The 25,687-nt window shown below is 33.2% G+C and carries 23 protein-coding genes; 3 read left to right on the forward strand and 20 right to left on the reverse strand.

Going from position 1 to position 25,687, the window contains the following annotated elements; genetic code table 11:
- Positions 1–169: 169 nt before the first annotated feature.
- From SOM12_RS21050 to rbfA, 3 genes are all read right to left on the reverse strand, one after another.
- Positions 170–1,597 carry an MATE family efflux transporter gene (locus SOM12_RS21050; RefSeq protein WP_095930620.1) on the reverse strand — a complete coding sequence of 476 codons (1,428 nt, stop codon included), beginning with the start codon at positions 1,595–1,597 and terminating at the stop codon, positions 170–172.
- Positions 1,598–1,767: 170 nt separating this feature from the next.
- Positions 1,768–2,967 carry an ABC transporter permease gene (locus SOM12_RS21055; protein ID WP_320495295.1) on the reverse strand — a complete coding sequence of 400 codons (1,200 nt, stop codon included), beginning with the start codon at positions 2,965–2,967 and terminating at the stop codon, positions 1,768–1,770.
- A gap of 1 nt (position 2,968) precedes the next feature.
- A complete protein-coding gene (gene rbfA, locus SOM12_RS21060) occupies positions 2,969–3,361 on the reverse strand; it encodes a 30S ribosome-binding factor RbfA (RefSeq protein ID WP_095930618.1) in 393 nt (130 codons plus the stop codon).
- A 124-nt stretch (positions 3,362–3,485) separates the two neighbouring features.
- On the opposite strand from rbfA, the gene SOM12_RS21065 reads away from it, so the two are divergent.
- The 3 genes from SOM12_RS21065 (at position 3,486) to SOM12_RS21075 (ending at position 8,859) form a co-directional block, all read left to right on the forward strand.
- On the forward strand, positions 3,486–3,905 hold the full coding sequence (locus SOM12_RS21065) for a CBS domain-containing protein (protein WP_320495297.1): 420 nt from the start codon (positions 3,486–3,488) through the stop codon (positions 3,903–3,905).
- Between the two features lie 365 nt (positions 3,906–4,270).
- Complete coding sequence (locus SOM12_RS21070; protein ID WP_320495299.1) at positions 4,271–7,261, forward strand: TonB-dependent receptor; 2,991 nt, start codon at positions 4,271–4,273, stop codon at positions 7,259–7,261.
- 17 nt (positions 7,262–7,278) lie between these two features.
- Positions 7,279–8,859, forward strand: a complete 1,581-nt coding sequence (locus tag SOM12_RS21075) for a RagB/SusD family nutrient uptake outer membrane protein (protein WP_320495301.1) — start codon at positions 7,279–7,281, stop codon at positions 8,857–8,859.
- Between the two features lie 65 nt (positions 8,860–8,924).
- Here the strand turns inward: SOM12_RS21075 and SOM12_RS21080 are convergent, their stop codons facing one another.
- The 17 genes from SOM12_RS21080 to SOM12_RS21160 all read right to left on the reverse strand — a co-directional run bounded on the left by SOM12_RS21080 (position 8,925) and on the right by SOM12_RS21160 (position 25,636).
- The gene (locus tag SOM12_RS21080) at positions 8,925–10,178 is read right to left on the reverse strand and encodes a murein hydrolase activator EnvC family protein (protein WP_320495303.1); all 1,254 of its coding nucleotides are present in this window, start codon (positions 10,176–10,178) and stop codon (positions 8,925–8,927) included.
- A 24-nt stretch (positions 10,179–10,202) separates the two neighbouring features.
- Entirely contained in the window at positions 10,203–10,982 is a 780-nt protein-coding gene (locus tag SOM12_RS21085) for a DUF4292 domain-containing protein (RefSeq protein WP_320495305.1), read from the reverse strand.
- A gap of 14 nt (positions 10,983–10,996) precedes the next feature.
- A complete protein-coding gene (locus tag SOM12_RS21090) occupies positions 10,997–12,349 on the reverse strand; it encodes a tetratricopeptide repeat protein (protein WP_320495307.1) in 1,353 nt (450 codons plus the stop codon).
- Between the two features lie 48 nt (positions 12,350–12,397).
- Complete coding sequence (locus tag SOM12_RS21095; protein WP_320495309.1) at positions 12,398–13,414, reverse strand: sugar phosphate nucleotidyltransferase; 1,017 nt, start codon at positions 13,412–13,414, stop codon at positions 12,398–12,400.
- Between the two features lie 65 nt (positions 13,415–13,479).
- Positions 13,480–13,914 (reverse strand): dUTP diphosphatase, encoded by a 435-nt coding sequence (gene dut / locus SOM12_RS21100; RefSeq protein ID WP_198855027.1) that lies wholly within the window; start codon positions 13,912–13,914, stop codon positions 13,480–13,482.
- A 28-nt stretch (positions 13,915–13,942) separates the two neighbouring features.
- Positions 13,943–15,403 carry a lipopolysaccharide biosynthesis protein gene (locus SOM12_RS21105; protein ID WP_095930609.1) on the reverse strand — a complete coding sequence of 487 codons (1,461 nt, stop codon included), beginning with the start codon at positions 15,401–15,403 and terminating at the stop codon, positions 13,943–13,945.
- Positions 15,404–15,499: 96 nt separating this feature from the next.
- Positions 15,500–15,946, reverse strand: a complete 447-nt coding sequence (locus SOM12_RS21110) for a GNAT family N-acetyltransferase (protein ID WP_095930608.1) — start codon at positions 15,944–15,946, stop codon at positions 15,500–15,502.
- A 787-nt stretch (positions 15,947–16,733) separates the two neighbouring features.
- Entirely contained in the window at positions 16,734–17,594 is an 861-nt protein-coding gene (atpG, locus tag SOM12_RS21115; RefSeq protein WP_320495311.1) for an ATP synthase F1 subunit gamma, read from the reverse strand.
- Between the two features lie 90 nt (positions 17,595–17,684).
- A complete protein-coding gene (atpA, locus tag SOM12_RS21120) occupies positions 17,685–19,262 on the reverse strand; it encodes a F0F1 ATP synthase subunit alpha (RefSeq protein WP_095930606.1) in 1,578 nt (525 codons plus the stop codon).
- 37 nt (positions 19,263–19,299) lie between these two features.
- Complete coding sequence (gene atpH, locus SOM12_RS21125; RefSeq protein WP_095930605.1) at positions 19,300–19,833, reverse strand: ATP synthase F1 subunit delta; 534 nt, start codon at positions 19,831–19,833, stop codon at positions 19,300–19,302.
- A 4-nt stretch (positions 19,834–19,837) separates the two neighbouring features.
- Positions 19,838–20,338 carry a F0F1 ATP synthase subunit B gene (locus SOM12_RS21130; RefSeq protein WP_095930604.1) on the reverse strand — a complete coding sequence of 167 codons (501 nt, stop codon included), beginning with the start codon at positions 20,336–20,338 and terminating at the stop codon, positions 19,838–19,840.
- 90 nt (positions 20,339–20,428) lie between these two features.
- A complete protein-coding gene (gene atpE, locus SOM12_RS21135; RefSeq protein WP_008465835.1) occupies positions 20,429–20,626 on the reverse strand; it encodes an ATP synthase F0 subunit C in 198 nt (65 codons plus the stop codon).
- 33 nt (positions 20,627–20,659) lie between these two features.
- Positions 20,660–21,835 carry a F0F1 ATP synthase subunit A gene (gene atpB / locus SOM12_RS21140; protein WP_095930603.1) on the reverse strand — a complete coding sequence of 392 codons (1,176 nt, stop codon included), beginning with the start codon at positions 21,833–21,835 and terminating at the stop codon, positions 20,660–20,662.
- Between the two features lie 118 nt (positions 21,836–21,953).
- A complete protein-coding gene (locus SOM12_RS21145) occupies positions 21,954–22,346 on the reverse strand; it encodes a hypothetical protein (RefSeq protein WP_095930602.1) in 393 nt (130 codons plus the stop codon).
- A 58-nt stretch (positions 22,347–22,404) separates the two neighbouring features.
- On the reverse strand, positions 22,405–22,632 hold the full coding sequence (locus tag SOM12_RS21150) for an AtpZ/AtpI family protein (RefSeq protein WP_095930601.1): 228 nt from the start codon (positions 22,630–22,632) through the stop codon (positions 22,405–22,407).
- Complete coding sequence (locus SOM12_RS21155) at positions 22,613–23,011, reverse strand: bactofilin family protein (protein WP_095930600.1); 399 nt, start codon at positions 23,009–23,011, stop codon at positions 22,613–22,615. The genes SOM12_RS21150 and SOM12_RS21155 overlap by 20 nt, the downstream gene beginning before the upstream one ends.
- A 12-nt stretch (positions 23,012–23,023) precedes the next feature.
- Positions 23,024–25,636 carry a tetratricopeptide repeat protein gene (locus tag SOM12_RS21160; protein WP_320495319.1) on the reverse strand — a complete coding sequence of 871 codons (2,613 nt, stop codon included), beginning with the start codon at positions 25,634–25,636 and terminating at the stop codon, positions 23,024–23,026.
- Between the last annotated feature and the right edge of the window lie 51 nt (positions 25,637–25,687).

The raw sequence follows: 25,687 nt of genomic DNA on the forward strand, positions 1-25,687 counted from the left end.
ATAATCACGAAAGGCCACATCAGGGAATTGATGGAAAAAAGCCAATCGAAATGATAAATCCGTTACCGAAATAAGTGACTTTTACAGAAATGACAAAAATGTGTGAACTAGTTTCGAAAAGATACTGACACAAAAAAGCCCTTCAAGTTTTGAAGGGCTTTTGTTATTATTATACTTGAACTCGTTTCCATTTTCCTCTTTTATAGAAAAATATCCCAGCCAAAGTTATCGCAGTTTCAGCAACAGGAATAGCAATAAAAACTCCCGTTGGTCCCATATTGAAATGTTTTGCTAATACATAAGCCAGCGGAATTTGAAACAGCCAAAAACCAAAAAAGTTAATTCCAGTTGGTGTCCAAGTATCTCCTGCTCCATTGAAAGTATTGATTAAAACCATTCCAATTCCGTAGAAAATAAATCCTATGCTCATGATTTGCAATGCTTCAATTGCAATGGTTTTTACTTGCTCGTCATTCGTGAAAAACGAAATAATATACTGTCCAAAAACCAACGTAATAATCATAATCGAAGCCATGAAAATTACATTATATCTGGCTGTTGTATAAACCGATTTTTCTGCGCGTTCAATTTGTTTGGCTCCTAAATTCTGTCCAACCAAAGTCGCAGCGGCATTACTCAATCCCCAAGCTGGAAGTATGAAAAACATCATAATTCTTAAAGCCGTCTGATAACCTGCAGAACCATGATCGCCACCCGTCGTCGCAACTAACTGAGCTAAGAAAATCCAGCTACAAGAAGCAATCACGAACTGTAGAATTCCAGGTGCTGCAATTTTTACTAAAGCGCGTATTTGTTTAAAATCGGGAGCAAAATAAGGAATCTTAATTTTTAAAATGCCATTCCCAAAAAACAAATGGTAGACCTGATATAATACCCCAATACTTCTTCCGATAGTGGTTGCCAAAGCTGCACCAACTAGTCCGAAAGCGGGAATTGGTCCGAAACCATTAATTAGAACTGGACATAAAATAATGTTACAAATGTTCGCAATCCAAAGACTTTTCATGGCAATAGCTGCATTTCCTGCTCCGCGAAAGATTCCATTTATTAAGAACAAAAGCATAATGCACAAACTAGAGCCAATCATAATCTGAGTAAATCGGAAACCATGTTCGGCAGATTCTACAGAAGATCCCATCAAAATTAAAATCTCTTTGGCATAAATAACTCCAAAGATGCTCATCAAACTGTTAACTGCAAATGCAATTATGATGGCTTGCATTCCAGCTTTTGCCGCAGCGACAGGATCTTTTTCTCCAATTCTTCGTGCCACAACTGCTGTTGCTGCCATACTCATTCCAATTGCGAGAGAATAAATTACTGTCAATACAGATTCAGTCAAACCGACGGTCTGAATGGCAAAACTGCTATGTTCTAAATGCCCAACGAAATATAAATCGACTAAAGCAAAAACCGATTCCATCATCATTTCTAAAACCATCGGAATGGCTAGTAGAATTACTGCTTTTTTGATACTCCCAGAAGTATAATCAAAAGATTCGTCGCCTTTTAAGGCTTGTTTTAGTGTGGTAAAAATTTTAGAAAAGAAGCTTTTCTTTATAGATGTTTCTGTCATGATATTTTAGGATAAATAATAAAATTGGTCCAGATGTATCTTAATCTGAACTAAAAAAGTAAACGTAAGTATCCTAATTATCTAAAAAAATAAAATAGGATTAGGCAGAAACAATCATATGCTGTAGATTTTCAAGGCAGTAAATATAAGTAATATTTCTAAAGAAGAAATTAATCCAGTAATTTTTTACTTACTCGGCTGCTTGCAATTAATGAAGCAACAAACCCTAATGAAATAATGGTCGTCATTACTATTAGAACATTTTCTATTGTAAAAACAACAGGGTAAGCCAAAGTTGGCGTGATCATGATAAGTTCAAACTTCTGCTGTAATAGGACAAGGATTATACCTAAAGCAAGTCCAATTAAACCACCAAAAACACTCAATAAAGTGCCTTGAAGCAAAAATATTTTTCGAAGTCCAGTGATGTCTGTTCCTAAGTTGAACAGCGTTTTAAGATTTCCTTTCTTTTCTAAAATCATCATAATCAATGCGCCAATCAAATTAAAAAGAGCCACAATAATTACTAATGTAAAAATCAGATAAACTGCAATGTTTTCGGTATTTAGCATTCTATACAAAGACTCGTTCAGTTGTGCTCTATTTTTTAAAGTGATTTTTTCTTTAAAAATAGATTTGAGCTGTGTCTTTACTACTCCCTCATCTGCATTTTCTTTTAATTTAAATTCAATTCCCGAGATTTGATTTGGTTTGTACATTAGCAATTCTTGTGTCAATCCTAAATCTGCAAATACATATTTTGAATCTAAATCTTCACTAATCGAATAAATTCCAACAGGCAAAACATCGGTTTTAGTGAACGCTTCTTCTGGATTTTCGATTGCGCCTTTTCCTGGTTTAGGAGCAAAAACCTGAAGTGGGTTTTCAAAATCAAGAATTCCCATTGAGAAATTTTGAGCTAATCCGTAACCAATTACAACCTGATAACTGTCTGGTTTGAGCCACTGTCCATTAAAGAGTTTTTTCTTAATATCGTTAACAACTGGATAAACACTATCAACTCCTTTTAGATAAGTAACTTGCTGTTTGTCTTTAAATAAAAACAAAACACGCTCTTCTATAATTTTGGTATAAGAAGCAACACCATTGATTTTCTTAATTTCGTTTTCCTGATCGGGAGTAAGTAAAAAAGACTTTCCATAGGTATTTGTCAATTTTAAGTCCGGATCAATTTCGTTTGTAAACGAAAGACTAAAAACCTTTAATCCGCTAAAAACAGATAAAACCACAAACAAAGCCATTGTTCCAACAATGATTCCCATGCTGGCAATACGATTGATGATATTGATAGCATTGTTTTTACTGCTACTAAAAATATAACGTTTGGCTATGTATAAGGGGAAATTCAAATTATGATTTTCTTCTTTTTTCTAAAAGATCTCTGTTTTCTATTGGGTTTTCTTTTCCTGCAAGTGCATTGTCTATTTTCTCGATGTAATCTAATGAATCATCTATGAAGAATACTAAATTTGGAACACGGCGCAATTGCAAACGAACACGTTGTGATAAATCATGTTTGATTAAAGTGGTATTGGTTTTAATTGCCTCTAAAGTTTCTTTGGCTTTTTCTTGTGGAAAAATACTTAAATATACTGTCGCCACAGATAAATCTGTAGTTACACTCACTTTGGATACAGAAATTACCAAATTTGTAATTCCGTTTTTTCTCACTTCACCTTGCAAAATGTCAACCAGATCTTTCTGAATAACACCGCCTATTTTTTTCTGTCTATTTGTTTCCATACTGCAAAAATACTAAAATTTAGTCGTATTACATGCTCTTTTAATTGTTTTAAAAGCTGATAAAGGTCATGGCTTTTGAGGGAATTATTCTACATATTTGATATAAATATAAAACTAATCTATCATGAAAAAAAGAGAACCAATTAGTCATATTATGACTAAAACCGTAGTTACTGCAAACGAAAAAGATGATCTTAAAAAAGTAGTCGAAAAATTAAAAGCACATACAATACGTCACATTCCGATTGTAAAAGGTAAAGAAGTTGTTGGAATTATTAGCCGAACTGATATAAACCGATTAACTTTTGGAGCTTTATTTGAAGGTCAGGAAAATGCCGATGAAGCGATATTAGAAATGCTAACTATTTCTCAGGTTATGACTTCGAGACCCAAAACAGTATCATCTGATACCATAATAAGAGATTTAGCCGAAATTTTTGTGAAAGAAGAATTTCATGCTCTTCCGGTTGTTGACAATGGAGAATTGAAAGGAATTGTTACTACAACTGATGTCATGAAATATCTCTTAGAACAGTACGATTAACAAATATTCATCTTACATACATTTATTCTTAAAAGTGGCAGAGCATTCTTCTGCCACTTTTGTTTTTTTATACAACACATATTTCAATAAATTATACAATTTATTAAACATCACAACAAAAAATCAACCCATATTTGATTATTAAATAATTTTATTATTGTTAAAATTTTACATTTTTTTTGATAAAAATAAAATTAGTACTACTAAACTTAAAAAGCAGTAAATCAGCGTTTCAAAGAAAAAAAGACTCAGGGATTCTTGTAAAAAGAACTTATTCAATTCAAAACTAACAGGATAGAACAGGATACTAAGGGTTTCCGTTATAAATAAGTTTAAACAACTTTAACTAACCGAAATCTATTCTTATGAAAAACAAAATTAGCCATTTGTTAATTTTGATCTTTTCCATTTTTGTGCATCTAACCACACTAGCGCAAAACAAAATGGTAAGTGGATCAATCACGGATTCCAACGGAATTCCAATTCCCGGCGCGAATATTGTCGTAAAGGGCTCACAAATCAACACCATTTCCGACTTTGATGGAAAATATTCCATAAACGCCAATACAGGAAACGTTTTAATTTTTAGTTCTACTGGTTCTAAAACAATCGAAAAAACGGTTGAACAGTCTTCCATTATAGATATCACATTAAGCGATGAAGTTGCCGAGCTCAAAGAAGTAGTTGTTGTGGGTTATGGAACTATGAAAAAAAGTGATTTAACGGGATCGATCGCACAAATTAAAGGAGATGTTCTTAATACCGTTACCAGTTCAAACCCATTAGAAGCTGTTCAGGGACGAGCGGCCGGTGTTGCCGTTTTAAACAACGATTCTTCTCCAGGCTCTTCTCCGAAAATAAGAATTCGTGGAAACGGATCTGTCAGTGCAGGCAATGATCCTTTAATTGTTGTTGATGGTTTTCCGCTAGTCAACAGCAACTTAAACGACATTAGTTCTAACGACATTGAATCTATGGAGATTCTAAAAGATGCTTCTTCGGCCGCAATTTACGGATCCAGAGGAGCAAACGGTGTTATCTTGATTACTACAAAAAGAGGTAAAAAAGGGCAAAATAATTTAGAGATCGTTGGTACTCAAGGAATCTCAACTCCTACCCGACTTCCTAAAACGTTAAGCAGAGATAGTTTTGTCAATTTTATAAATGATGCCTACACGTATTCTACTGGAAAACCTGTTTACTCTGCTACCAATCCTGCCCCAAATATTAACACAGACTGGCAAGACGAAATTATCCAGAATATGGCGCTTATGCAAAACTATTCTTTGTCTTTTAGTGGAGGAAAAGACAACACAACTTATCTGCTTTCTGGAAATATTTTTTCGCAAGATGGAATCGTAGAAGCGTCTGGTTTTAAAAAACTGACTCTTAGAACCAATTTAAATCACGAGTACAAACCTTGGCTTACAGTTGGAACACATTTACAAGTGGGTCGTTCGCAAAGAGATATTCGAAACAATCCGACTGGAGACATTTTCAGATACGGCTGGCCAACAATACCTGTAAAAAATCCAGATGGAAGCTGGTATTATGCTACAGAAGATCCTGCGGTAAGTTCTTATTTTGAAGGAACTTGGAATCCTGTTTCGGAGGCATTTGAAATGACAAACGAAATTTCTACAGATCGTATTCTTGGCGATGTGTATGCGCATTTTAAACTTGCCAAAAATTTGACTTTTAAAACGAATTATGGCGTAGATATTTCTAATGAAAAACAATATGAATATTATACTTCAAAATCTACTGCTGGAATTGGATCTGGAAACACAGGAACTGGAGGACAATATTACAGAAGACAAAGCTCTCAGCTAACCGACAATATTTTAAGTTATGCTAATACTTGGAAAGATAAACATAGTCTTACTGCAACAGCGGTTTATTCATGGCAAGAATATGTTTATGAAGATTTGGGCGTAAAAGGCTCTGGTTTTCAAAATGATGCTACAGGAGCAAATGATATCACTTATGCAGATCGAGCAAGTATTACCAATTCTTCTAACAAATATTCGAGCAAATTAATTTCATGGACAGCTAGAACTTCTTATGCTTACAACGAAAAATATCTTATAACCTTAACTGGTCGTTATGATGGATCGTCTCGTTTTGGAAGCAACAACAAATGGGGATTTTTCCCTTCTGTGGGACTCGGCTGGAATGTTGACAAAGAAAATTTTCTTAAAGACAGTAATGTAATTTCTGCTTTAAAACTTAGAGCAAGTTATGGTGTCACAGGTAATCAGGAAATTGGTAATTATCAATCTTTGTCTAAACTTGTTAAAGCAAATTATGTGTACGATAACAATCCGATTTTTGGATTTGTGGAGACAATTGGAAATCCTGATTTGAAATGGGAACGCAACATTCAGTACAATGCTGGAGTCGATTTAAGCTTATGGAAAAGATTTGATTTGAACTTAGATTTTTATCAGAGACAAACTTCAGATCTTTTATACAACGTTCCTATTCCTACCACTTCTGGTTATTCTAGTATGCTTCAGAATATTGGCGAAGTCAAAAATATTGGTTTTGAAGTTACGGCAAGAGTAAAAGTAATAGACTCTAATTTTAAGTGGGATATAAGCGGTAATTTCTCTAAAAACAAAAACGAAATTGTGAGCCTTTATGGAGATGTTAGCCGCATAAATGTTGGAAGTTCTTCTGCTGGAATTGCTAAATATTTAATTGTAGGCCAACCTGTAAATAGTGTTTGGGCAAGAGAATCTGCTGGTATTATTAAAACTCAGGAACAACTGACGGCTTATCAGCAAATACGTCCAACAGCACAGCTTGGAGAAGAAATGTATGTGGACAAAAACAACGATAAAATCATTAATAATGACGATTACGTAAATATCGGAACAACTTCTCCTGATTTCTTTTACGGAATATCAACTAATCTAAGTTATAAGAATTTGACCTTAGACATTTACGGACAAGGGGCAACTGGTCTAGCTTCTGATGAAGATAGCAATTATATGATTTTTGGTGAAAACCAGATTCAGAACAGAAATTATATTCCGACTCAATATGCTTATGATAGAATGTGGAGTCCGACAAATCCGTCTGGAAATTTCCCAAGAGCAGGTGCTAAAGATGTATACCTGTCTGATCGTACAAACGGAGATTGGAATTATTTTGTAGTTAAAAACATTAAACTAGCTTACAATTTATCTAGCGTAATCAAAAGTGTTGATTGGGTAAAACAGTTAAACGTGTATGTGAATGCGCAGAACTTTATCAATATTGCCAACCACAGAGGATATAATCCAGAAAGTGGAAATGTAACTTCTCCTTATGTAAAAACAATGCTGATTGGTTTTACTGCGAAATTTTAATTTAAAAAACTATACAAATGAAAATTCTAAAATATATCTTTTCCGGTTGTGCATTACTGCTTTTTTCACAGTGCACCGATTTGGCTGAAGAACCATTTACTTTCCTATCGCCTGGTAATTACTATAAAAATGCAGATGAATTAAATACTGCTTTGGTAAGCGTTTACGATGGTTATCAAAACGGATTTAATGGCAATTACAAATATATTATGTATTTGGAAGTGTTAACCGAATTTGGTTCGCCTGCTTACGCAAAAGACGATGCCCAACTTTGGAACGTATGGTCAGACATGAATAATGCTGATAAAATGGTGATTACCAATTGGGATGATGCCTACAACATCATCAACCGAGCAAATTTAGTTATTGGCAGAGGGGAAGATGTTGAAATGGACGAAACGCTTAAAAAAAGATATTTTGCCGAAGCAAGATTTCTGAGGGCGGCAACGTATTACAATTTAGTTCGTATGTATGGAGGTGTCCCAATTCCGGAAACTTTTACTGAAGGTTTAAAGAATTTAGCAATACCACGAAAAACAACTGAGGAAACCTACGCTTACATTATTGCCGATCTTGAATATGCCGAAGAAAATTTACCTCAAAAATCCGGCTACCAAAGAGATAATATTTGGAGAGCTTCAAAAGGAGCTGCTCAAGCTTTACTAGGAGATTTGTATCTTACTCGAGGAAGCATGACGGGAGATAAAACCTTTTTTCAAAAGTCTAAAGATTATACTGCAAAAGTTATTCAGTCTGGTCAATACGATTTACAATCCAGCTTTAAAGATTTATGGTTTTGGTGGAACATCAACAATAAAAACGGAATAGAATCTGTTTTTGAAATGCAGTATGGTGGTGTCGAAAATGAATACAACAATAACCATGTTATGTTTGGTGTAAATATAACTGAGACGACATTGGGCTGTTATATGTATCACAGATTTGGTCCTTCAATTCAGCATTATCTTTCTTATAGCAATGATGATACAAGAAAAGAAGGTAGTTTTTTAACAAAAGTAAATGTCACTGAAAAAGGAAATTCAAGTCATATTTTGCAAACTATCGAATTTGTTCCAGCTGACAAAGGTTTCTTTCCCGGCTCTAAAGGATGGAAAACAGCCTCGCCAGGAAATCTGAAATTTTATGACAGAACCGAAAGTTCTGCTTCGCTAAAAAAACCTCAGGCAAATTCTTATGTCATTCGTTATGCCGATGTGTTGCTAGATTATGCCGAAGCAGAAAATGAAATCAACGGTCCTGCTGCCGCTTACGCGTATGTAAACAAAGTACGAAACAGAGCAAAACTGCCAGATTTAACTCCAGGCTTAAGCAAAGAGCAATTTGCAGATGCCATTTATAAAGAAAGAGGATGGGAATTTGTTGGAGAGGGATTATTGTTTTTTGATGAATTAAGAACCAATCGCATTGGAAAAAATGTTTCTGAACATGTCAAATATGGAAATGACAACGGAATCAACATGTACGTAAACAACCCTTTACAATTTATTCCTTCTAAAAATTTCTTATTTAAAATTCCGCGATACGATTTAGATTCTAATCCTGCATTAATTCAAAATCCTGATAACGTAAGCAATTAAAACAGAAAATCCTTTCCATCAGTTTGATGGAAAGGATTTTTTATAGGATAATCTTTGGAAGAACTTTATCTACTTTGCAGCCATCCTTCTGGATTATTATTTGATGTATTTTGAAGAATCAAGAATTTAATAATTGTTTTTCCCGTATCTCCACTTGTTCTTACTTTTCCAATATTTTGCTTGATAGTCACTTTATCTCCTTGGCTAACCGAAACAGAGCTTAAATTTTGATATACCGTGAAAAAGTCTCCATGCTGAATCACGACTGCTTTATTCACAGGTGATAAAACGATTACTTTAGAAACTTCTCCAGCAAATACTGCTCTAGCGCTTGCCCCGTCTTCTGTTGTAATCTCAACTCCAGAATTGTGAACTGTAATTGAAGGATGCAATGGGTGTGGCTGATCTCCATATCCAAGAGAAATAAATCCTTTTTCAACTGGCCATGGTAATCTTCCTCTGTTGGCTTTAAAATCTGCAGCTAAAATTTTGTCTTCTGGTGTCAATGCAATTTTAGAAGAAGACACTGGTGCTTTTGCTTCGCTAGATCCTGGATTCGCTTTTGCTCTTTCTGCAGCTGCTTTTCTATTGGCTTCAGCAATGGCTTCACGAATTAAACGATCAATTTGTTTGTCAATTCTTTTCGCTTCACTTTGTTTTGATCTGATATCTGCAGCAATTTTATTCTTATCCTTTTTAAGGGCATTAACTAATTTCTGTTGTTCTTTTTTCTCTGCTTCCAACGTAACTTTCTCTTTCTGGTTTTCAGCAATTACCTTCTTTTTTATTTGTCTTTGACCATCCAATTTAGCATTAAAATCTACTAATTGAGCCGTTTTGGACTGAATTTCAAGACCTTGATTTTTTCTGAAAGCAGTATATTGTTTTAGGTATTGCGCTCTTTTATAAGCTTGTAAGAAACTTTCAGAAGATAAAATGAACATAGCACGACTCTGTTCAGAACGGCTTTTGTATGATTTTAAAATCATCTCGGCATAGTCTTCCTTTAGAACTTTCAATTCTTTTTTAAGTTTATTAACCTGAACCTGATTAATGTACATATCATTACTAATCAGTTTTTCTTGTTTTGCTGTAGTATTGATTAATTTCTCTTTTAGCTTGATTTTGTTTGCCTGAATTAAATATTCATTTACAGCAGATTTCTCTTTTTTTCGAACAGACTGTAGCATCTTTTCGTTATCTCTGATTTCCTGCTGAATTTGAGCTTTACGCTGCTCCAGTTTTTCTTGCTGAGAATCTTGCGCCCATACAAATGTAGTGGCACAAACTAAAACTAGACTTAGGAGAAATTTTGGCATCTTTCTATTTTTATTTTTGCAAATTTACTTAATTGTAACTTTTTTATAACCGCTTGGAACACTATACGGAAAAGAAAGTTCTTCATTAAATGAAATATTATTGTAATTCAAGTTAATACTTGTTTTGCCTTTTGGCTGCACTGCATTAATTTCGATGCTTGTTGGTAAGGCTCCTTGATTAAAATTTTTAGTGTCAGAATACGCAATTTGTAAAGTTCTGTTTTCTGATGGCTGCGAAATTTCTTCTTTCTGAATTAAATATTTCTCTCCGTCTAAGAAAAAGGTTTTTTTCAAATTGGCATCTTTTTCTTCGTCTAGCCTAAAAAGATTATCTACAATAGTTTGAGTATATTTTCCTTTTCTTAAATCATCAAATGCTTCTCCAATCAACAGATTCTGAACTTTAGAATAATCTAAATCTGTTCCTAACCATTTGCTTAAACTAGTAAAATCACCTTCGTAATATGTACTGTTTATTTTCTCATAATAACTTACTGCATCAGGTGTTATTAAAGCTTTTGCCATTGTTATTCCTAAGAAACGAATGCTTATTAAAATCTGTTTATCTTTTTCGATTCTAATCTCAGCCGTAACATTTTGGCTTTGTTTTTCATCAACATATTTTGCACTTGCTTTGATGTATAAAGTCGAAAAATCTAACTTATTATCATAATGTTTTTCGATTACTTTTTTGTCTTCTTTTGGTGCAATTGTCTGGCTTGTATTTCCCTGTACTGCTACTGCTTTCGATTTACATGAAATTACAGCAATAGACAATACTAGTATTGATATATATTTTTTCATCTGAATTCTCTTTTTTATTTTTTCTTCTTTAATAATTCATTTGCCTTCAAAAAGTATTCCTCTTTTTTCTTTGCATCTCCCAATCCATTGTATGCCTCTCCTAACTGAATATTAAAATTTGATTCTAATTTTACGTCATCCACCACATAATCAAGACCCATTTCTAAAACGGTTTTTGCATTTTTAAACTGTTTAAGCTGATTGCTTCCTAAACCTGCATAGTAATAAAATTGAGCCTGACTCGGATAAACTTCGATCAGCATCATGGCTCTTTTGGTCATTGGCTCGTATTGTTTTGCCTGGGCATATGCGTCCAGCAATAACATATTGGTTTCAAGATCAGTATCTGAATTTGCTTTTAAATCTTTTTCATAATATTTAATGGCATTTTCAAATTGTCCTTTGCTGTGATAAAACTTTCCAATTTCTTTGGCTACGTCAACATCTTTATCATTGTCAAAATAAGAAATGGCTTTTTCTAAATCGGCAGAATACTGTGGATTTTTATTTACATAAATCAAAAACTCATTCAAAGTTCTATGTTTGATTTTTGAATCAATTTTTGAGCTTGCTAAAATCACATTCATTGATTTTATAGCTTTATCGGCCTGATTGGCATCTAAATAAGTTTTAAATAAACTTACCTGCGCCCATTCAGAATTTGGTATCTCTTTTGCCAGCTGTTTTGCTACTTCAAGCGATTTCTCATTTTCATTATTTTTTGAATATAAAAGAATGAGATTCAAATAATTCGATTCTTCTTTTGGATCTTTTTTAATCTGTTGAATCAAATTATCAATTTCGGCATTCTGATATTTTCCTTGCGATAAAATCTGCGCTTTATAAATTTCGCGATCAGACGATTTTCCGAACTTATCGTTCATTTCGTTAATCGCTGTCAATGCCTTGTCATACTGATTGGTAATCATGTATAACGAAATCAAATCGTCTTTATATTCTTCGTCAAAAGCAATTATTTTTTGAATAATTTCAATTGCCAGCGGATAGTTTTTTGTCTCATAACTTACATCGTAAATTCCAAGCCAAAACCATTTGTTTTTAGGATCAAGCTGTGTTGCTTTTTCAAAAGCATCTTGCGCGTTTGGATATTGTTTAAGCGCCAGATAGTTTTTTCCTAATTCAAAATAAGCAACTGCATCATTGGGTTTCAGTTTGATACATTTCTCCAATGATACAATGGCTTTATCATAATTTTCAATTCCTTTTTGTTTTAAAGATTCATAAAACGAGTCTTGGTATTCGTCTGGTGCCATGGCAATATCTTCGGGTTCTGTCTGTGCAAAAACCGAAAATGATGCGCTGAAGAAAGCAAAAAACAAAACTGTAAAAACTCTTTTTTTTATCATTTGTAAAAATTACATTTTAAACAAAACGAAATTTTGCTAATTTTTATTTTATTCTAAAACAGCGTAATCTCCAATGCTGATGCTTGTAAATTTACCATCGTAACTTACATGGTTTCCAATCATTGCATTATCAAGATTAGCATTTTTAATTTTAGAATACGTTTGTACCAAACTGTTTTTGATAATACTGTCTGTTACGTGGCATCCATTTCCAAGAGAAACATTTGGTCCGATTGTCGTATTTTTCAAGACCACATTTTCTCCAATATAACAAGGCGGAATAATAGTTGAATTCTCTAACGTCACACCATAATCTACTAAATGCTCGCCATCATTGTGAAGAAAACCTAACATTCTAGTATTCGTTTCAACGGTAACATCTTTGTTTCCGCAATCCATCCACTCATCAACGCTTCCAGTTTTAAAAACTTTTCCGTTTGCCATCATCGCTTTGATACCATCATTTATCTGGTATTCTCCACCATTCTGAATGTTATTATCCAAAACATTTTGAAGTTCGTTTCTTAAAACTCCAACTTCTTTAAAATAATAAATTCCGATAACGGCTAAATCGCTTACAAACTCTTTTGGTTTTTCAACCAATTCTACAATTTCATTATTTTGGTTTAGTTTTACAACACCAAAAGCCTCTGGCTGATCTACTTGTTTTACCCAGATTACAGCATCTGCTTCTGGATCTAATTCAAAATCAGCTCTAATTAAAGTATCTGCGTAAGCAATTACAGCTGGTCCAGAAAGAGAATCCTTCGCACACATAATCGCATGTCCAGTTCCTAAAGGCTGATCCTGACGATAGATAGAAGCTTTAGCCCCTAATCCTTTTGCTAGATCTTCTAGACTTGCTACAACATCATCTCCAAAAAAAGCCTCGTCTCCTAAAATAAAAGCAACTTCTTCAATTGGTTCCTTTAAAATTTTTGCAATATCTTCTACTAAACGGTGAACGATAGATTTTCCTGCAACTGGAATTAATGGTTTTGGAACGGTTAATGTATGAGGCCTCAATCTTGATCCACGGCCCGCCATTGGCACAATTATCTTCATTTTCTTATTTGATTTTATGTGAAGATTTTATAAAAATCTTCATTGGGTTTGGTCTTTCTTTTTTATTATTTCACTCCAGTGCTTCCAAAGCCTCCTTCACCTCTTGATGTTTCAGTAAGTGTTTCAACTTCGATCCATTCTGCTCTTTCATGTTTAGCAATAATCAGCTGTGCAATTCGTTCTCCATTTTCGATTACAAAATCGTCATTAGATAAATTTACTAAAATTACTCCTATTTCTCCTCTGTAATCTGCATCAATAGTTCCTGGCGAATTTAAAACCGTTACGCCTTTTTTTGCAGCCAGACCGCTTCTTGGTCTTACTTGTGCTTCGTAACCAATTGGCAATTCGATAAAAAGTCCTGTTTTTACAATAGTTCTTTCTAAAGGCTTTAACGTAATTGGTTCTATAATATTGGCACGCAAGTCCATACCTGCAGAAGCAATCGTTTCGTAATTTGGTAAATCGTGCTGTGATTTATTGATAATTTGAATTTTCATTTTTAAATATAAAATTTTTAAAAGCGTCTTATTTTCTCTTCATTATTCCTTTAATAGTATCTTTTTCAAAATGGTAAACCATATACATAAAGACTAAAAGAAGCGGAATTCCAACATAATATTTTTCTCTAAATCCGTAAAAAGAGATAATTGAAAACAATATTGAAACGCCTAGATAAGCGCCAATTTTGTTCATGTCATAAGGAATCGGGTAATATTTATTTCCTAAAACATAAGAAATAAGCATCATACTACCATAAGCTGAAATGGTCGCAATTGCAGAACCATAATAGCTGTATTTCGGAATTAATAGATAATTTAAAATCAAGGTAACAATTGCTCCTACAATAGAAATGTAAGCTCCAATTTTTGTTTTATCCGTCAGTTTATACCAAACTGATAAATTGTTGTAAATCCCTAAAAAGAAATTTGCCAAAATAATTAATGGCACCACTTTCATGGCTTCCCAATACGATTTATTATCTAATAACAAATATTTCAAAACGTCGGCAAAAACAATTACACCTAATAAAATTAATGATCCCAGAATCACAAAATATTTAGTAATTACCGCATAAGTTTGCGGTGCATTTTCATTTTTAGCATGACTAAAAAAGAATGGCTCAATTCCTAATCTGAAAGCAGTTGCAAAAAGAACCATAAATAGTCCTAGTTTGTAACAAGCAGAATAAGCTCCAACTTCAGACTTTGCTAAATTTTCTGGAAGTAAATATCCTAATAGAATTTTATCGAAGTGTTCATTTACTGCAAACGCTAGTCCAGCCACTAAAATAGGCAATCCATACTTCATCATTTTCTTCCAAAGCACAGGATCGAATTTTCGTCCAAGCGAAAGATAATTTGGAGAGAGCACAATAAAAGTTGCCAAACTTGCCAAAAGGTTTGCAATGAAAATATAAGCAATTTGGAAATTTTGTACATATAAATTATCCCAAACAGAATTCGGATTTTCTGCCGCCAATTTTGGCAGATAAATCAAGAAAAATATATTCAGCAGTAAGTTTATAACAACATTTCCAATCTTGATCGCCGCATAAACCATCGGTCTCTGATTGGCTCTAAGTTTAGAAAACGGAATTAAAACCAGTGCATCTAAAACTAAAATCCATACGGTATAAGTAATGTATTGAACATCAACTTCGGCTAGATTTGCCAGTGTGTTTCTAAAAATTAACCCAACAAAAAGAAAGATTATTGAGGTCCAAAATATAGAAATAGTCGAAGTGGCTATTACATTTTTCTTATCTTCTTCGGCACTGTAAAATCTAAAAAACGCAGTTTCCATTCCGTAAGAAAGAACCACGTTAAAGAAAACCATCCAAGACAATACGATCGAAACTTCACCATACTCAGCCGTAGGCAAAATTCCTGTATATAATCTCACTAATAAAAAACTTAGCATTCTCGGTAAAACTGTCGCCAGTCCGTAAATTGCCGTTTGCTTGAATAGATTTTTATATAATCCCAAAATATAATTCTAATAATGTTTGTGAGACAAAAATAACCATTTCTTTTGTTTAATGGAGTTTTTGTTGATGCAATAAAGAAAACTTCTGGTCGTTTCTTAGACTGTCATTTTCTTTTCATCCAAAATTTTGACAAAATGAAAACCTTTTGGAGCATATCCTTGGTTATAATAGAATCTATGTGCTCCAAAATTTCCTGTAAAAGCATCCAAAACTATACTGCTGCAATTTAACTCAATTGCTTTTTTCTCTATATAATCGGTAAGCAATTTTCCAATTCCTTTAGATCGATGATCCGGATTAACAACAAAATTGTCAATTTCTAGATATTTTCCCGTCCAAAGTTTTGTAGCCGACCAGCAACCTGTTAGACCGAGACAAATATCATCTTCAAATATTGCAATCTGAATATAGTTATGCGGAACCATTTCAGAAAGAAATGATTGATATTTTTCTAGAGATATATTAGGATACAAAAATCGAATTGTACTTATTTGAGCAGCCATATCCTCAATGGTAGTTAGCTCTTTTATTTGTAAAGCCATCGTTTAAAAATGAAATAGAAGTCAAAAATACTCAAAATATAATCATCAAAGAATCTGTTTTCATCCATCTATCTCTTCTTTTTATAAATCTTTAACTAATTTATTGGACATTAATTTTATCTCAGAAAAATAAATTCGATTTTTTTACGTTTTACATAAAAGCAATGCTTTGAAAACTTCTTGATAGCAGACTAACTGAGGAATGTCTGAGCAAAACTACAGAAACATTCGTAATGTTTCATCAATCTCCTTACTTACAGATAATTATACTGTTTTTTAACACAACATGTGAAATATATAAAATACACATGAAAATTATGTAACATTTTTTTTACACTGTTTTTTTAAATTTGTCTCAAAGGGAATGAGAAAGCTAGCAACAACCCTTCAAAAAAAAGAAAGCACTGGGACTAATAAAGCTTGTTTGTTCCCATAAAAGACAAAGCATAAGGGATTGATTCAGCTGTATTGTAACCCTAATAAAAACAGAGCACTGGGACTGATAAAGCTTGTTTGTTCCCACAAAAGACAAAGCATAAGGGATTGATTCTGCTGTATTGTAACCCTTAAAAAAACAGAGCATTGGGATTAATAAAGCTAGTTTGTTCCCATGAAAGACAAAGCACGCAGAGTTATCTGTCTATTTTTATAAAATGGTAGTGATTCTCAACTTAACTGTAATTTGAGAATCACCATTTTATAAAATTATTTTTAAAAAAGAATAAAACTTCCAATAAAAGAAAAGCCAGCATTAGCTGGCTTTTCTTTTTATATATAATAGGATAAATTATCCATTCAAAGCTTCTGCTCCACCAACGATTTCCAAAATCTCACTTGTAATCGCAGCCTGACGAGCTTTGTTGTAAGTTAATTTTAATTGGTTTCTTAATTCAGTTGCGTTATCTGTTGCTTTGTGCATTGCAGTCATACGTGCTCCATGCTCAGAAGCAAAAGAATCACGAATACCTTTGTATAATTGTGTTTTTAAAGACTTAGGAATTAAAGCTAATACAATTTCTTCTTTTCCTGGTTCAAAAATATAATCTCCAGAAACAGCAGCACCATCAGTATTAATAGGTGCCAACGGTAAAAACTGCTCTACTTGAACAATCTGAGTAGCAGCATTTTTAAACTGATTGTATACTAACTCAATTCTATCGTATTCTCCAGATAAGAATTTCTCAGTCAAATTATCTGCAATTCCAGCAACATTTTCAAATGTCAAATGATCAAAAATTGCATTATGATGACCGTGAATTTTATGTGTTTTAACTAAAGCATCACCACCTTTTTTACCAATGGCAAAAACGTCAACTTGCTTTCCAGCATAAAACTCAGTACGATTTTTAATCTCTTTAATAATATTCGAATTGAAAGCACCGCATAAACCTCTATTTGAAGTTACAGCTACTAACAATACTTTTTTTACTTCACGTTGTGTAGTGTAATCTCCTCCTATTTCACCTTCTAGTGTAGCAGAAAGATCTTGCAATAACTCCGTTAATTTCTCGGCATAAGGACGCATTGCAGTGATTGCATCTTGTGCTTTCTTCAGCTTTGCAGCAGAAACCATTTTCATAGCCGATGTAATCTGCATCGTCGATGAAACGGAAGTAATTCTATTACGGATTTCCTTTAAATTTGCCATCTATTAATTAGAAAATGCGACAATTTTAAAATTAGATAATTAGAATAATGATAGAACATTATCTAATTATCTAATTTACCAATTATCTAATTAGTTATATTTTGCTGAAACTTCTTTTGCCGCTTTTTCGATAACATCTGTAATAGCGTCATCTAATTTTCCAGCTTTCAAAGCGTTAAGTGTATCTTTATGTTTGCTGTTTAAGTAAGCTAAGAAATCTGCTTCGAATTCTTTTACTTTATTAACAGGAACATTTTTTAATAAGTTTTTAGAACCAGCGTAGATAATAGCTACTTGGTTTTCAACTGTATAAGGATCATTTAAACCTTGTTTCAAGATCTCAACGTTTCTTTTTCCTTTTTCGATTACGTTTAAAGTAACAGAATCTAAGTCAGAACCAAATTTAGCGAAAGCTTCTAATTCACGGAATTGAGCTTGATCTAATTTTAAAGTTCCAGAAACTTTTTTCATTGATTTAATTTGAGCATTACCTCCAACACGAGATACAGAGATACCTACGTTAATTGCAGGACGAACCCCAGAGTTGAACAAATCTCCATCAAGGAAAATCTGACCATCTGTAATAGAAATTACGTTTGTTGGGATATATGCAGAAACGTCACCAGCTTGAGTTTCGATAATTGGCAATGCAGTTAATGAACCACCACCTTTTACGATAGACTTAATAGAATCTGGTAAATCGTTCATGTTTTTAGCGATACCATCATCAGCGATTACTTTACAAGCACGCTCTAATAAACGAGAGTGTAAGTAGAAAACGTCTCCAGGGTAAGCCTCACGTCCCGGTGGTCTTCTTAATAAAAGAGAAACCTCACGGTAAGCAACAGCTTGTTTAGATAAATCATCATAAACAATAAGAGCTGGACGACCAGAATCTCTGAAGTATTCTCCAATTGCAGCACCAGCGAATGGAGCGTAAACTTGCATAGGAGCTGGGTCAGAAGCATTAGCAGCAACGATAACTGTATAAGCCATTGCTCCTTTTTCTTCTAACATTTTAGCGATTCCCGCTACAGTTGAAGCTTTTTGTCCAATTGCAACATATATACAGAATACAGGTTTTCCTGCATCGTAAAATTCTTTTTGATTTAAGATTGTATCGATACAAACAGTAGATTTACCTGTTTGACGGTCACCGATTACAAGCTCACGCTGTCCACGACCAACTGGAATCATAGCATCAACTGCTTTTACTCCTGTTTGTAATGGCTCAGTTACTGGCTGACGGAAGATAACTCCAGGTGCTTTTCTTTCTAAAGGCATTTCGTATAAGTCACCACCGATTGGTCCTTTTCCATCAATTGGAAAACCAAGAGTGTTAACTACACGTCCTACCATTTGCTCACCAACTTTAAGAGAAGCAATACGTTGAGTTCTTTTTGCTGTAGATCCTTCTTTAATTCCAGTTGATGGTCCTAATAATACAACCCCAACATTATCCTCCTCAAGATTCAATACGATACCTTCCATACCGTTATCAAATTCCACTAACTCACCATATTGAACATTAGATAGCCCGTAAACACGAGCAATACCGTCTCCAACTTGAAGTACTGATCCTACTTCCTCTAGCGTAGCACCAGATTCAAAACCTTCTACTTGCTTTCTTAATATTGCTGAAATTTCAGCAGGTTTGATTTCCGCCATCTTAATTTATAATTTAGACACTTTTTGTGTTATAAAACTAATTACTTAACTCTCTTTTTAATACTTGTAATCTGTTAGCAACTGAAGCGTTGTACTGATTATCTCCTATTCTCAAAATAAATCCACCAATAATTGAAGGATCTACTACATTTTCTATTGTAATTTTTTTATCTGATAAAGTTGCAACTTTTGCCAAAACTTTAGCTTCTAAAGCTGCATCCATTGGAATAGCTGTTGTAACTTTTGCTACTTCAACACCATTACTTTCATCAAATAATTTATTGTATTCTAATGCAATTGCATTTAGAATTTCGAATCTTTTGTTTTCAAATAATAAATGGAACAAACCTTTTGTTACTCCATTTACATCTGCAAAAACTTCCAAAAGAGCACCTTCTTTAACTTCAACAGTAGTTGTTGGGTTTTGGATAAATGTACTCAATTCTTGATTCGTCTCAATTGCATTTGCAATTGATTTCATATCGTTATTGACAGCTTCGGCAACACCTTTAGAGTTTGCTAAGTCTAGAATTGCTTTTGCATAACGAATTGCTGCTCTTGTACTTGCCATAATCTTAGTTTAACTTTACGTCACCTAATAATTTCTCTACCAGTTTAGTTTGAGATTCTTTATTAGATAGTTCTTCTTTCAATAATTTTTCAGCAATACTCAAAGATAGAGTTGAAACTTGAGATTTCAATTCTGCCATTGCAGCATTTTTTTCGCTTTCGATAGCCGCTTTAGCTTGATCAATCATTTTTTGACCAGCTTCTTGAGCTTCGTTTTTAGAATCAGCAATCATTTTCTCTTTCATTTCGCGAGCCTCTTTCAACATCGCGTCACGTTCTGCACGAGCTTCATTCAAAATTCTTTGATTGTCAGCTTGTAAATTTTCCATTTCTCTCTTTGCGTTTTCAGCAGAAAGCAATGCATTTTTAATACCTTCTTCTCTTGCAGTAATAGATTCCATAATTGGTTTCCAAGCAAATTTTACTAAAAGCAAAATTAATATTACCAAGATTAAAGCCTGCCAGAAGAATAATCCGAATGAAAAATCGTTAATTAACTTATCCATTTTATATAACTATATTAAATATTTAATTTCTTTTTTAAAAGTAACAACATCTTTAACCAACCGTTAAAGATGCTGTTATTTCTCTCTTTATTATTTTCCTAAGATCAAAGCAGCGAATGCTAAACCTTCTAATAAAGCCGCGATAATAATCATCGCAGTTTGAATTTTACCAGCAGCTTCTGGCTGACGAGCAATAGCGTCCATAGCAGATCCACCGATTTTACCTAAACCTAAACCTGCACCGATTACTACTAAACCAGCACCTACTAAAGTTGGAATTGTTCCCATAACTATTTATATATATAAAATTAAACTTCTAAATTAAATAATTGCTGTTTCGTCTTCATGGTGGTGAGCATGATCATGATCTTGAACTGCCATACCAATAAACAATGATGATAACATTGTAAAGATGAATGCCTGTAAAAATGCAACTAAAATTTCAATAACAGAGATAAATAATGTCAATCCTAATGAGATTGGCAAATCTGCTGCTAAATTTTTTCCAACAAAAATCATTGCGATCAAACTCATAATTACTACGTGACCTGCAGTAATGTTTGCGTACAAACGAATTAATAATGCGAATGGTTTTGTTAATGTTCCTAAAACCTCAATTGGAGCTAAGATAATTTTCATTGGAACTGGTACTCCTGGCATCCAGAAGATGTGTCCCCAATAATCTTTGTTTGCACTAAATTGAGTAATGATAAATGTAAAGGCCGCTAAACAAACTGTAATAGCAATATTTCCTGTAACGTTGATTCCTAGCGGAGTCATTCCTAATAAGTTCAAGATCCAAACAAAGAAAAATACAGTTAATAAGTAACCCATGTATTTACGGTATTTTTTCTCTCCAATATTTGGAACAGCAATTTCATCTCTGATGAAAATTACTAATGGTTCTAAAACTCTACCAAATCCTGTTGGGATTGGTCCTTTTTTATATGATCTTGCTAAACCAGTAAACATTACTAATAATAGTACTGATACGAAAAGCATTGAAACAACATTTTTAGTAATTGAAAAATCTAATGGTTTTTCATTTGATGGATGACCGTGCTCATCAAAGTTGATTGTTCCGGCAGCATCTGTTTTGTAGATTTTACCGTGAACTAATTTGTAGTAGCTACCGTCAACTTCTGCAACTTCTTCTCCGTGGTGTAATTTTGAAGAAGAGAAAACTTTTAAACCACCATCAATTAAAATAACTGGTAATGGAAAACCGTAGTGTTTATTTTCTTTTTCATCTGAAAAGAAAACAAAGTCATGAGAATCTTGTAAGTGGTGATCAATAAAAGCATCTACTTTAGCTTTTGGATCAAGAGCAACATGCTCTCCTTCTTCGTGAGCAGTATGTGAAACTACTTTCTCTTCGTGAGCTGTTTCAGTTTGAACATGCGTCGAATCATTCTCTTGATTTGCAAAACCCATAATAGGTAGAGAAGCTACAAAAGCTGCAAGAATAAAGCTGAGTGGTTTGTTTGAAATCACCATATCGTGGAAAATCTTATTTTTTTACGTTTCTAAAATTTGGTGCAAAGGTACATTTTTTATTAATATTCAAAAGGATATGAAAAATTATTTTTAAACCTTGTTTTAAAGAATTGTTATTTTAACGCTTTTCATTTAATAATCGGACAGTTAAAAGCGTCTGAAATAACAAAAACAGCACAAATGTTATAAAAAAACTGACTTTTTCAACATTGCTTTCTCCAGTTTTATTTTTTAAGATCGGCTGAAGAAATAAATAGGCTAATAACATTTGTGTAAAAGTTCCAAATAAAAATGCCATTCCGACAATTTCAAAATTCTTCTTTTTTACTATTAATAATATAAGGTATAATAAAGACGAAATTGCGAAGAAAGAAAAATACAGTATTTCTAAACTGTAATGAAACTTCTCTGTACTAATTTCACTAAATAAAAAAACGGCTTTATGAATACTATAAGTTCCTAAAGCAAGACATAACAAATAAAAAACTGGTTTGTAATTTTTTGAAAGCATTTGAAATAATTTTTGTGCAAAGATGCAACTTTTATCTCAAGCCATTTTTATTTACAAACTACTTTGTTTTATTGATATCATTTACTTGTCGGATTACATTGTACAATGCAACTCCAACACCAGCTAATACAAAAATGGTGTTATAATATACTTTTGGGCTTGGATGTTTCTCGTCGAGCCAGGTTCCGAAATAAGAGAATACGAAAATGATTACTCCCATTTGAAAGGGAATATTAATAAATGCCAACCATTTATTTCTCCTATTATTATTCGGCTCCTTTTCCATCTTCTAGCATTATTACTGTATTTGAATGCGCAAGCATAGTGCAGGTTGCTGTAAAGTCAGCTCCTGGTTCTATTGAAAGTTTTCCTACTGCTACTTCTCCATGAATTTGAGCAGTCGATTTAATATTAAGGGTTTCAAGAACTTTTATCTTTCCATGAAATTCTCCTTCGATGTCTGCATTGTTACAGATAATTTCTCCTTTTACAACTCCTTTTGCTCCTATCACAATTTTGCCCTGCGAAGTAAAATTTCCTATCAATTCACCGTCTAATCTAAAGTCGGCTTGAGAGACTATATCTCCTATTATTGATGTTCCTTCAACAATTCTATTAGTTTTTCCTAATTGTTCAGTTCCGTTTTTTTTTACTTTTTCAAACATGGCGGTTAAGATTTAAGGGGTTTTCGGGGTAAGGTATGCGTCTAGATTTTTTTTAATCTGAACAATTTTGTAATTATCATTTGATATAATTATTGCTTGATCTGGGATTTTATATTTCTTATCTTCTCTGAAAACTCCAGCAATATCATTTGCATAAGCTTCAGATTTTAAACCATGAATAACTACAAAACTTTCTGTTTTATTGTATTTATCTAGAGATGTTGTCAATCTTTCGTAGTTTTCAACTAATAAAAACACTCTAATTGCTTCTTCTATTCTTTTAACCGCTTTTGTATCGTTGTTTGCAACACGATATACTATTTTCCAATTTTTAGTATCTGTTGTTGTAAAGTTAAGTTTCTCCAAAACAGGAACTTGTTTTTCTAAGATCTCTCTTGCATTTTTACCTTCTTCACTATTTGGGTAATTATCTGCAACGTTCTCAAGTCCTTTTTTATAGGCTTCTAAACCATATACTTTTCCTGAAGTATTGGCTTTTAGCAATTCGTATTTTGAAACAATATCATCTCCAGAATATTGATTAATTAGATTATCAATATTCGCCAAGACTTCATCAAAATGTTCTTCTTCAAAAAGTTTATACCATTTTTGATATTCTTTGTCTGGACTAGAATTTGGATCGTCTTCTTTATTGTTTAAAATGTGAGCATATCTCGAATCTGGATATTTAGATGAAATCTCGGCTTTTATAGCTTCGGCTTTTGCCGGATTTGTAATTTGATAAATTTTGTACAAATTATACATTGATGGCAATACCAGTTTTTCTTCAGGATTGTTCTGAAGCAGCTGTTCTAGTTTGTCGCTAGCCAAATTATATTCTTTAAACTTCTCCTTATATATAAGTCCTAATTGATAGTATGAAAAATTACGCTCTTTGCCAATACTATCCATTGCAGTTTGAGAACTTGGAAGCTGTTTTACATAATAGGCTACAGTATATTTTTCTGGTACAATTGTGTCATTGAGCACATTGGCAACTTCTTTAGTAGAAATCGTATCATTCATAGCATCGCTATTTGCGCCTTTTATACCTGACAATCGCCAGTTTCCGCCCATAGTTCTACTACCCCACATTTTTTTAAACTGTAGTTTTCCGTAAGCAACTGTTGTTGGATTATAAAAATAGAATGAACTGGCATTATCATTTCCTCCAGGAGGCATTCCAACTCCTTCTGGTTCTATTGGTTTACCTAAAGAATTAGGATTAACAGCTCCATTTCCTGAAAAATCTGCTTGAGAGTTTCGGTCTATATTAGCTAATCGTTCTTTTTCCTTTTCTTCTAAAAGTTTTTTTGCTTCGTCCTTCTTTTTAAGTTCTGCAATATAATTTTCGAAATAAACTTTCTTATCGTTTGGGGGCAGATTATATACTTTAATAATACTGTCATTGCGTTTTGCAATAGCTTCGTATTTAATTACGTCATCAAGATTTTTTCTGTTTTTTTCTATAAATGCAAACTCTCTAGTTTTAGGATCCAGTTTAACCAAAGTACTATCATAATACTTTGCCGCCATCGAATAATCTGTATTTTTAAAATACATGTTTCCAATGTTTCTATAAGCAGAAGCCATTAAATACGGATCTTTAGATTTTCTTCCTAAAGACTTATTGTAAAATGTTAATGCATTTTCTTGATCTTTCTTTTTATCATAATAAACTCCCATTTCATAAAAAAGAACATCATAATAAGGACGATTTTCACGATCAGTCACCAATTTATTAAATGTTTTTAAGAAAATCGTATCATTATCTTTTCCATAATCAAACATCTGTGCTTTTTTCGCGTATGCGTGCATCATATATTTACGATCTGCTTTTCTGTTTAAATCAATAACCGCATCATAAAAATAAATGGCGCTGTCACGTTTTCCTTCCGCCTGATACATTTGGCCAAGTATAAAACGATATCTTGCGCGTTCTTCATTATTTCGAGTAAATTGTTCTGCAACTCTAAGTCTAGAAACAGCACTGTCTTTTTGTTCCAGATTTAGAAAGGCTTCTGCCAAAAGTGCGTTGGCATCTGCATAAGTTTGCTTATCTAAATCTGTTTTTTTAAGTAAAATTTTAATATTCTTAAGAGCAATCGCGTCATTACCTAAACGCATATTGGTTTTTTCACGCCAGATTTTTGCCGTATAAATATTATTGCTTTCTGGATACTTGTATAAAATATAGTTGAAGGCCTCAATTGCTGGAATAAAACGCTGATCATAATATCTTGCTTTTCCCAGCATCAAATACGCTTCGTCAATCTGCCAGTTTCTTTCTCTTCCTCCAATATTCATGGAGTGTTTTTGAATGGCTTTTGTAGCTTTGGTTTCTGCTTTTTCAAAATCAGGGTTTTTAGCTTTTTCTCCTTCAGAAAAATTTTCATCAAACTGCATTTTTTCAATTGGCAGTTGTTTCCAGAAATTATCTTCGTTATTGGCCTGAATGGACTTTAAACCTTTGTCTAAACCAATTCCTCCATTGTAAAGAATGTTGTATTTTGTCCCGATCGAGTGAGAACTTCGAGCCAAAAAGGTATTTTTTTTGGTAGAACAAGCTATCAAAAAGAATAAAAAAACGAAAGTAAAACTATATTTAAGAGTATTCTTTTTCAATAGAAAAGAGTTTAAAACAGATAACTACTAAAAATTGGTTTTAGTATATTC

This window comes from Flavobacterium sp. CFBP9031 (assembly GCF_034044945.1).
Taxonomy (GTDB): Bacteria; Bacteroidota; Bacteroidia; order Flavobacteriales; family Flavobacteriaceae; genus Flavobacterium.

Coding starts and splice junctions, on each gene's coding strand:
- SOM12_RS21090 (WP_320495307.1), bottom strand. CDS start 12,349: ATGATAAAAAAAAGAGTTTTTACAGTTTTGTTTTTTGCTTTCTTCAGC.
- SOM12_RS21130 (WP_095930604.1), bottom strand. CDS start 20,338: ATGGATAAGTTAATTAACGATTTTTCATTCGGATTATTCTTCTGGCAG.
- SOM12_RS21065 (WP_320495297.1), top strand. CDS start 3,486: ATGAAAAAAAGAGAACCAATTAGTCATATTATGACTAAAACCGTAGTT.
- SOM12_RS21095 (WP_320495309.1), bottom strand. CDS start 13,414: ATGAAGATAATTGTGCCAATGGCGGGCCGTGGATCAAGATTGAGGCCT.
- SOM12_RS21050 (WP_095930620.1), bottom strand. CDS start 1,597: ATGACAGAAACATCTATAAAGAAAAGCTTCTTTTCTAAAATTTTTACC.
- SOM12_RS21070 (WP_320495299.1), top strand. CDS start 4,271: ATGAAAAACAAAATTAGCCATTTGTTAATTTTGATCTTTTCCATTTTT.
- SOM12_RS21145 (WP_095930602.1), bottom strand. CDS start 22,346: ATGCTTTCAAAAAATTACAAACCAGTTTTTTATTTGTTATGTCTTGCT.
- SOM12_RS21110 (WP_095930608.1), bottom strand. CDS start 15,946: ATGGCTTTACAAATAAAAGAGCTAACTACCATTGAGGATATGGCTGCT.
- SOM12_RS21155 (WP_095930600.1), bottom strand. CDS start 23,011: ATGTTTGAAAAAGTAAAAAAAAACGGAACTGAACAATTAGGAAAAACT.
- atpG (WP_320495311.1), bottom strand. CDS start 17,594: ATGGCAAATTTAAAGGAAATCCGTAATAGAATTACTTCCGTTTCATCG.
- SOM12_RS21075 (WP_320495301.1), top strand. CDS start 7,279: ATGAAAATTCTAAAATATATCTTTTCCGGTTGTGCATTACTGCTTTTT.
- atpH (WP_095930605.1), bottom strand. CDS start 19,833: ATGGCAAGTACAAGAGCAGCAATTCGTTATGCAAAAGCAATTCTAGAC.
- atpE (WP_008465835.1), bottom strand. CDS start 20,626: ATGGGAACAATTCCAACTTTAGTAGGTGCTGGTTTAGTAGTAATCGGT.
- SOM12_RS21150 (WP_095930601.1), bottom strand. CDS start 22,632: ATGGAAAAGGAGCCGAATAATAATAGGAGAAATAAATGGTTGGCATTT.
- atpA (WP_095930606.1), bottom strand. CDS start 19,262: ATGGCGGAAATCAAACCTGCTGAAATTTCAGCAATATTAAGAAAGCAA.
- SOM12_RS21085 (WP_320495305.1), bottom strand. CDS start 10,982: ATGAAAAAATATATATCAATACTAGTATTGTCTATTGCTGTAATTTCA.
- SOM12_RS21080 (WP_320495303.1), bottom strand. CDS start 10,178: ATGCCAAAATTTCTCCTAAGTCTAGTTTTAGTTTGTGCCACTACATTT.
- dut (WP_198855027.1), bottom strand. CDS start 13,914: ATGAAAATTCAAATTATCAATAAATCACAGCACGATTTACCAAATTAC.
- atpB (WP_095930603.1), bottom strand. CDS start 21,835: ATGGTGATTTCAAACAAACCACTCAGCTTTATTCTTGCAGCTTTTGTA.
- rbfA (WP_095930618.1), bottom strand. CDS start 3,361: ATGGAAACAAATAGACAGAAAAAAATAGGCGGTGTTATTCAGAAAGAT.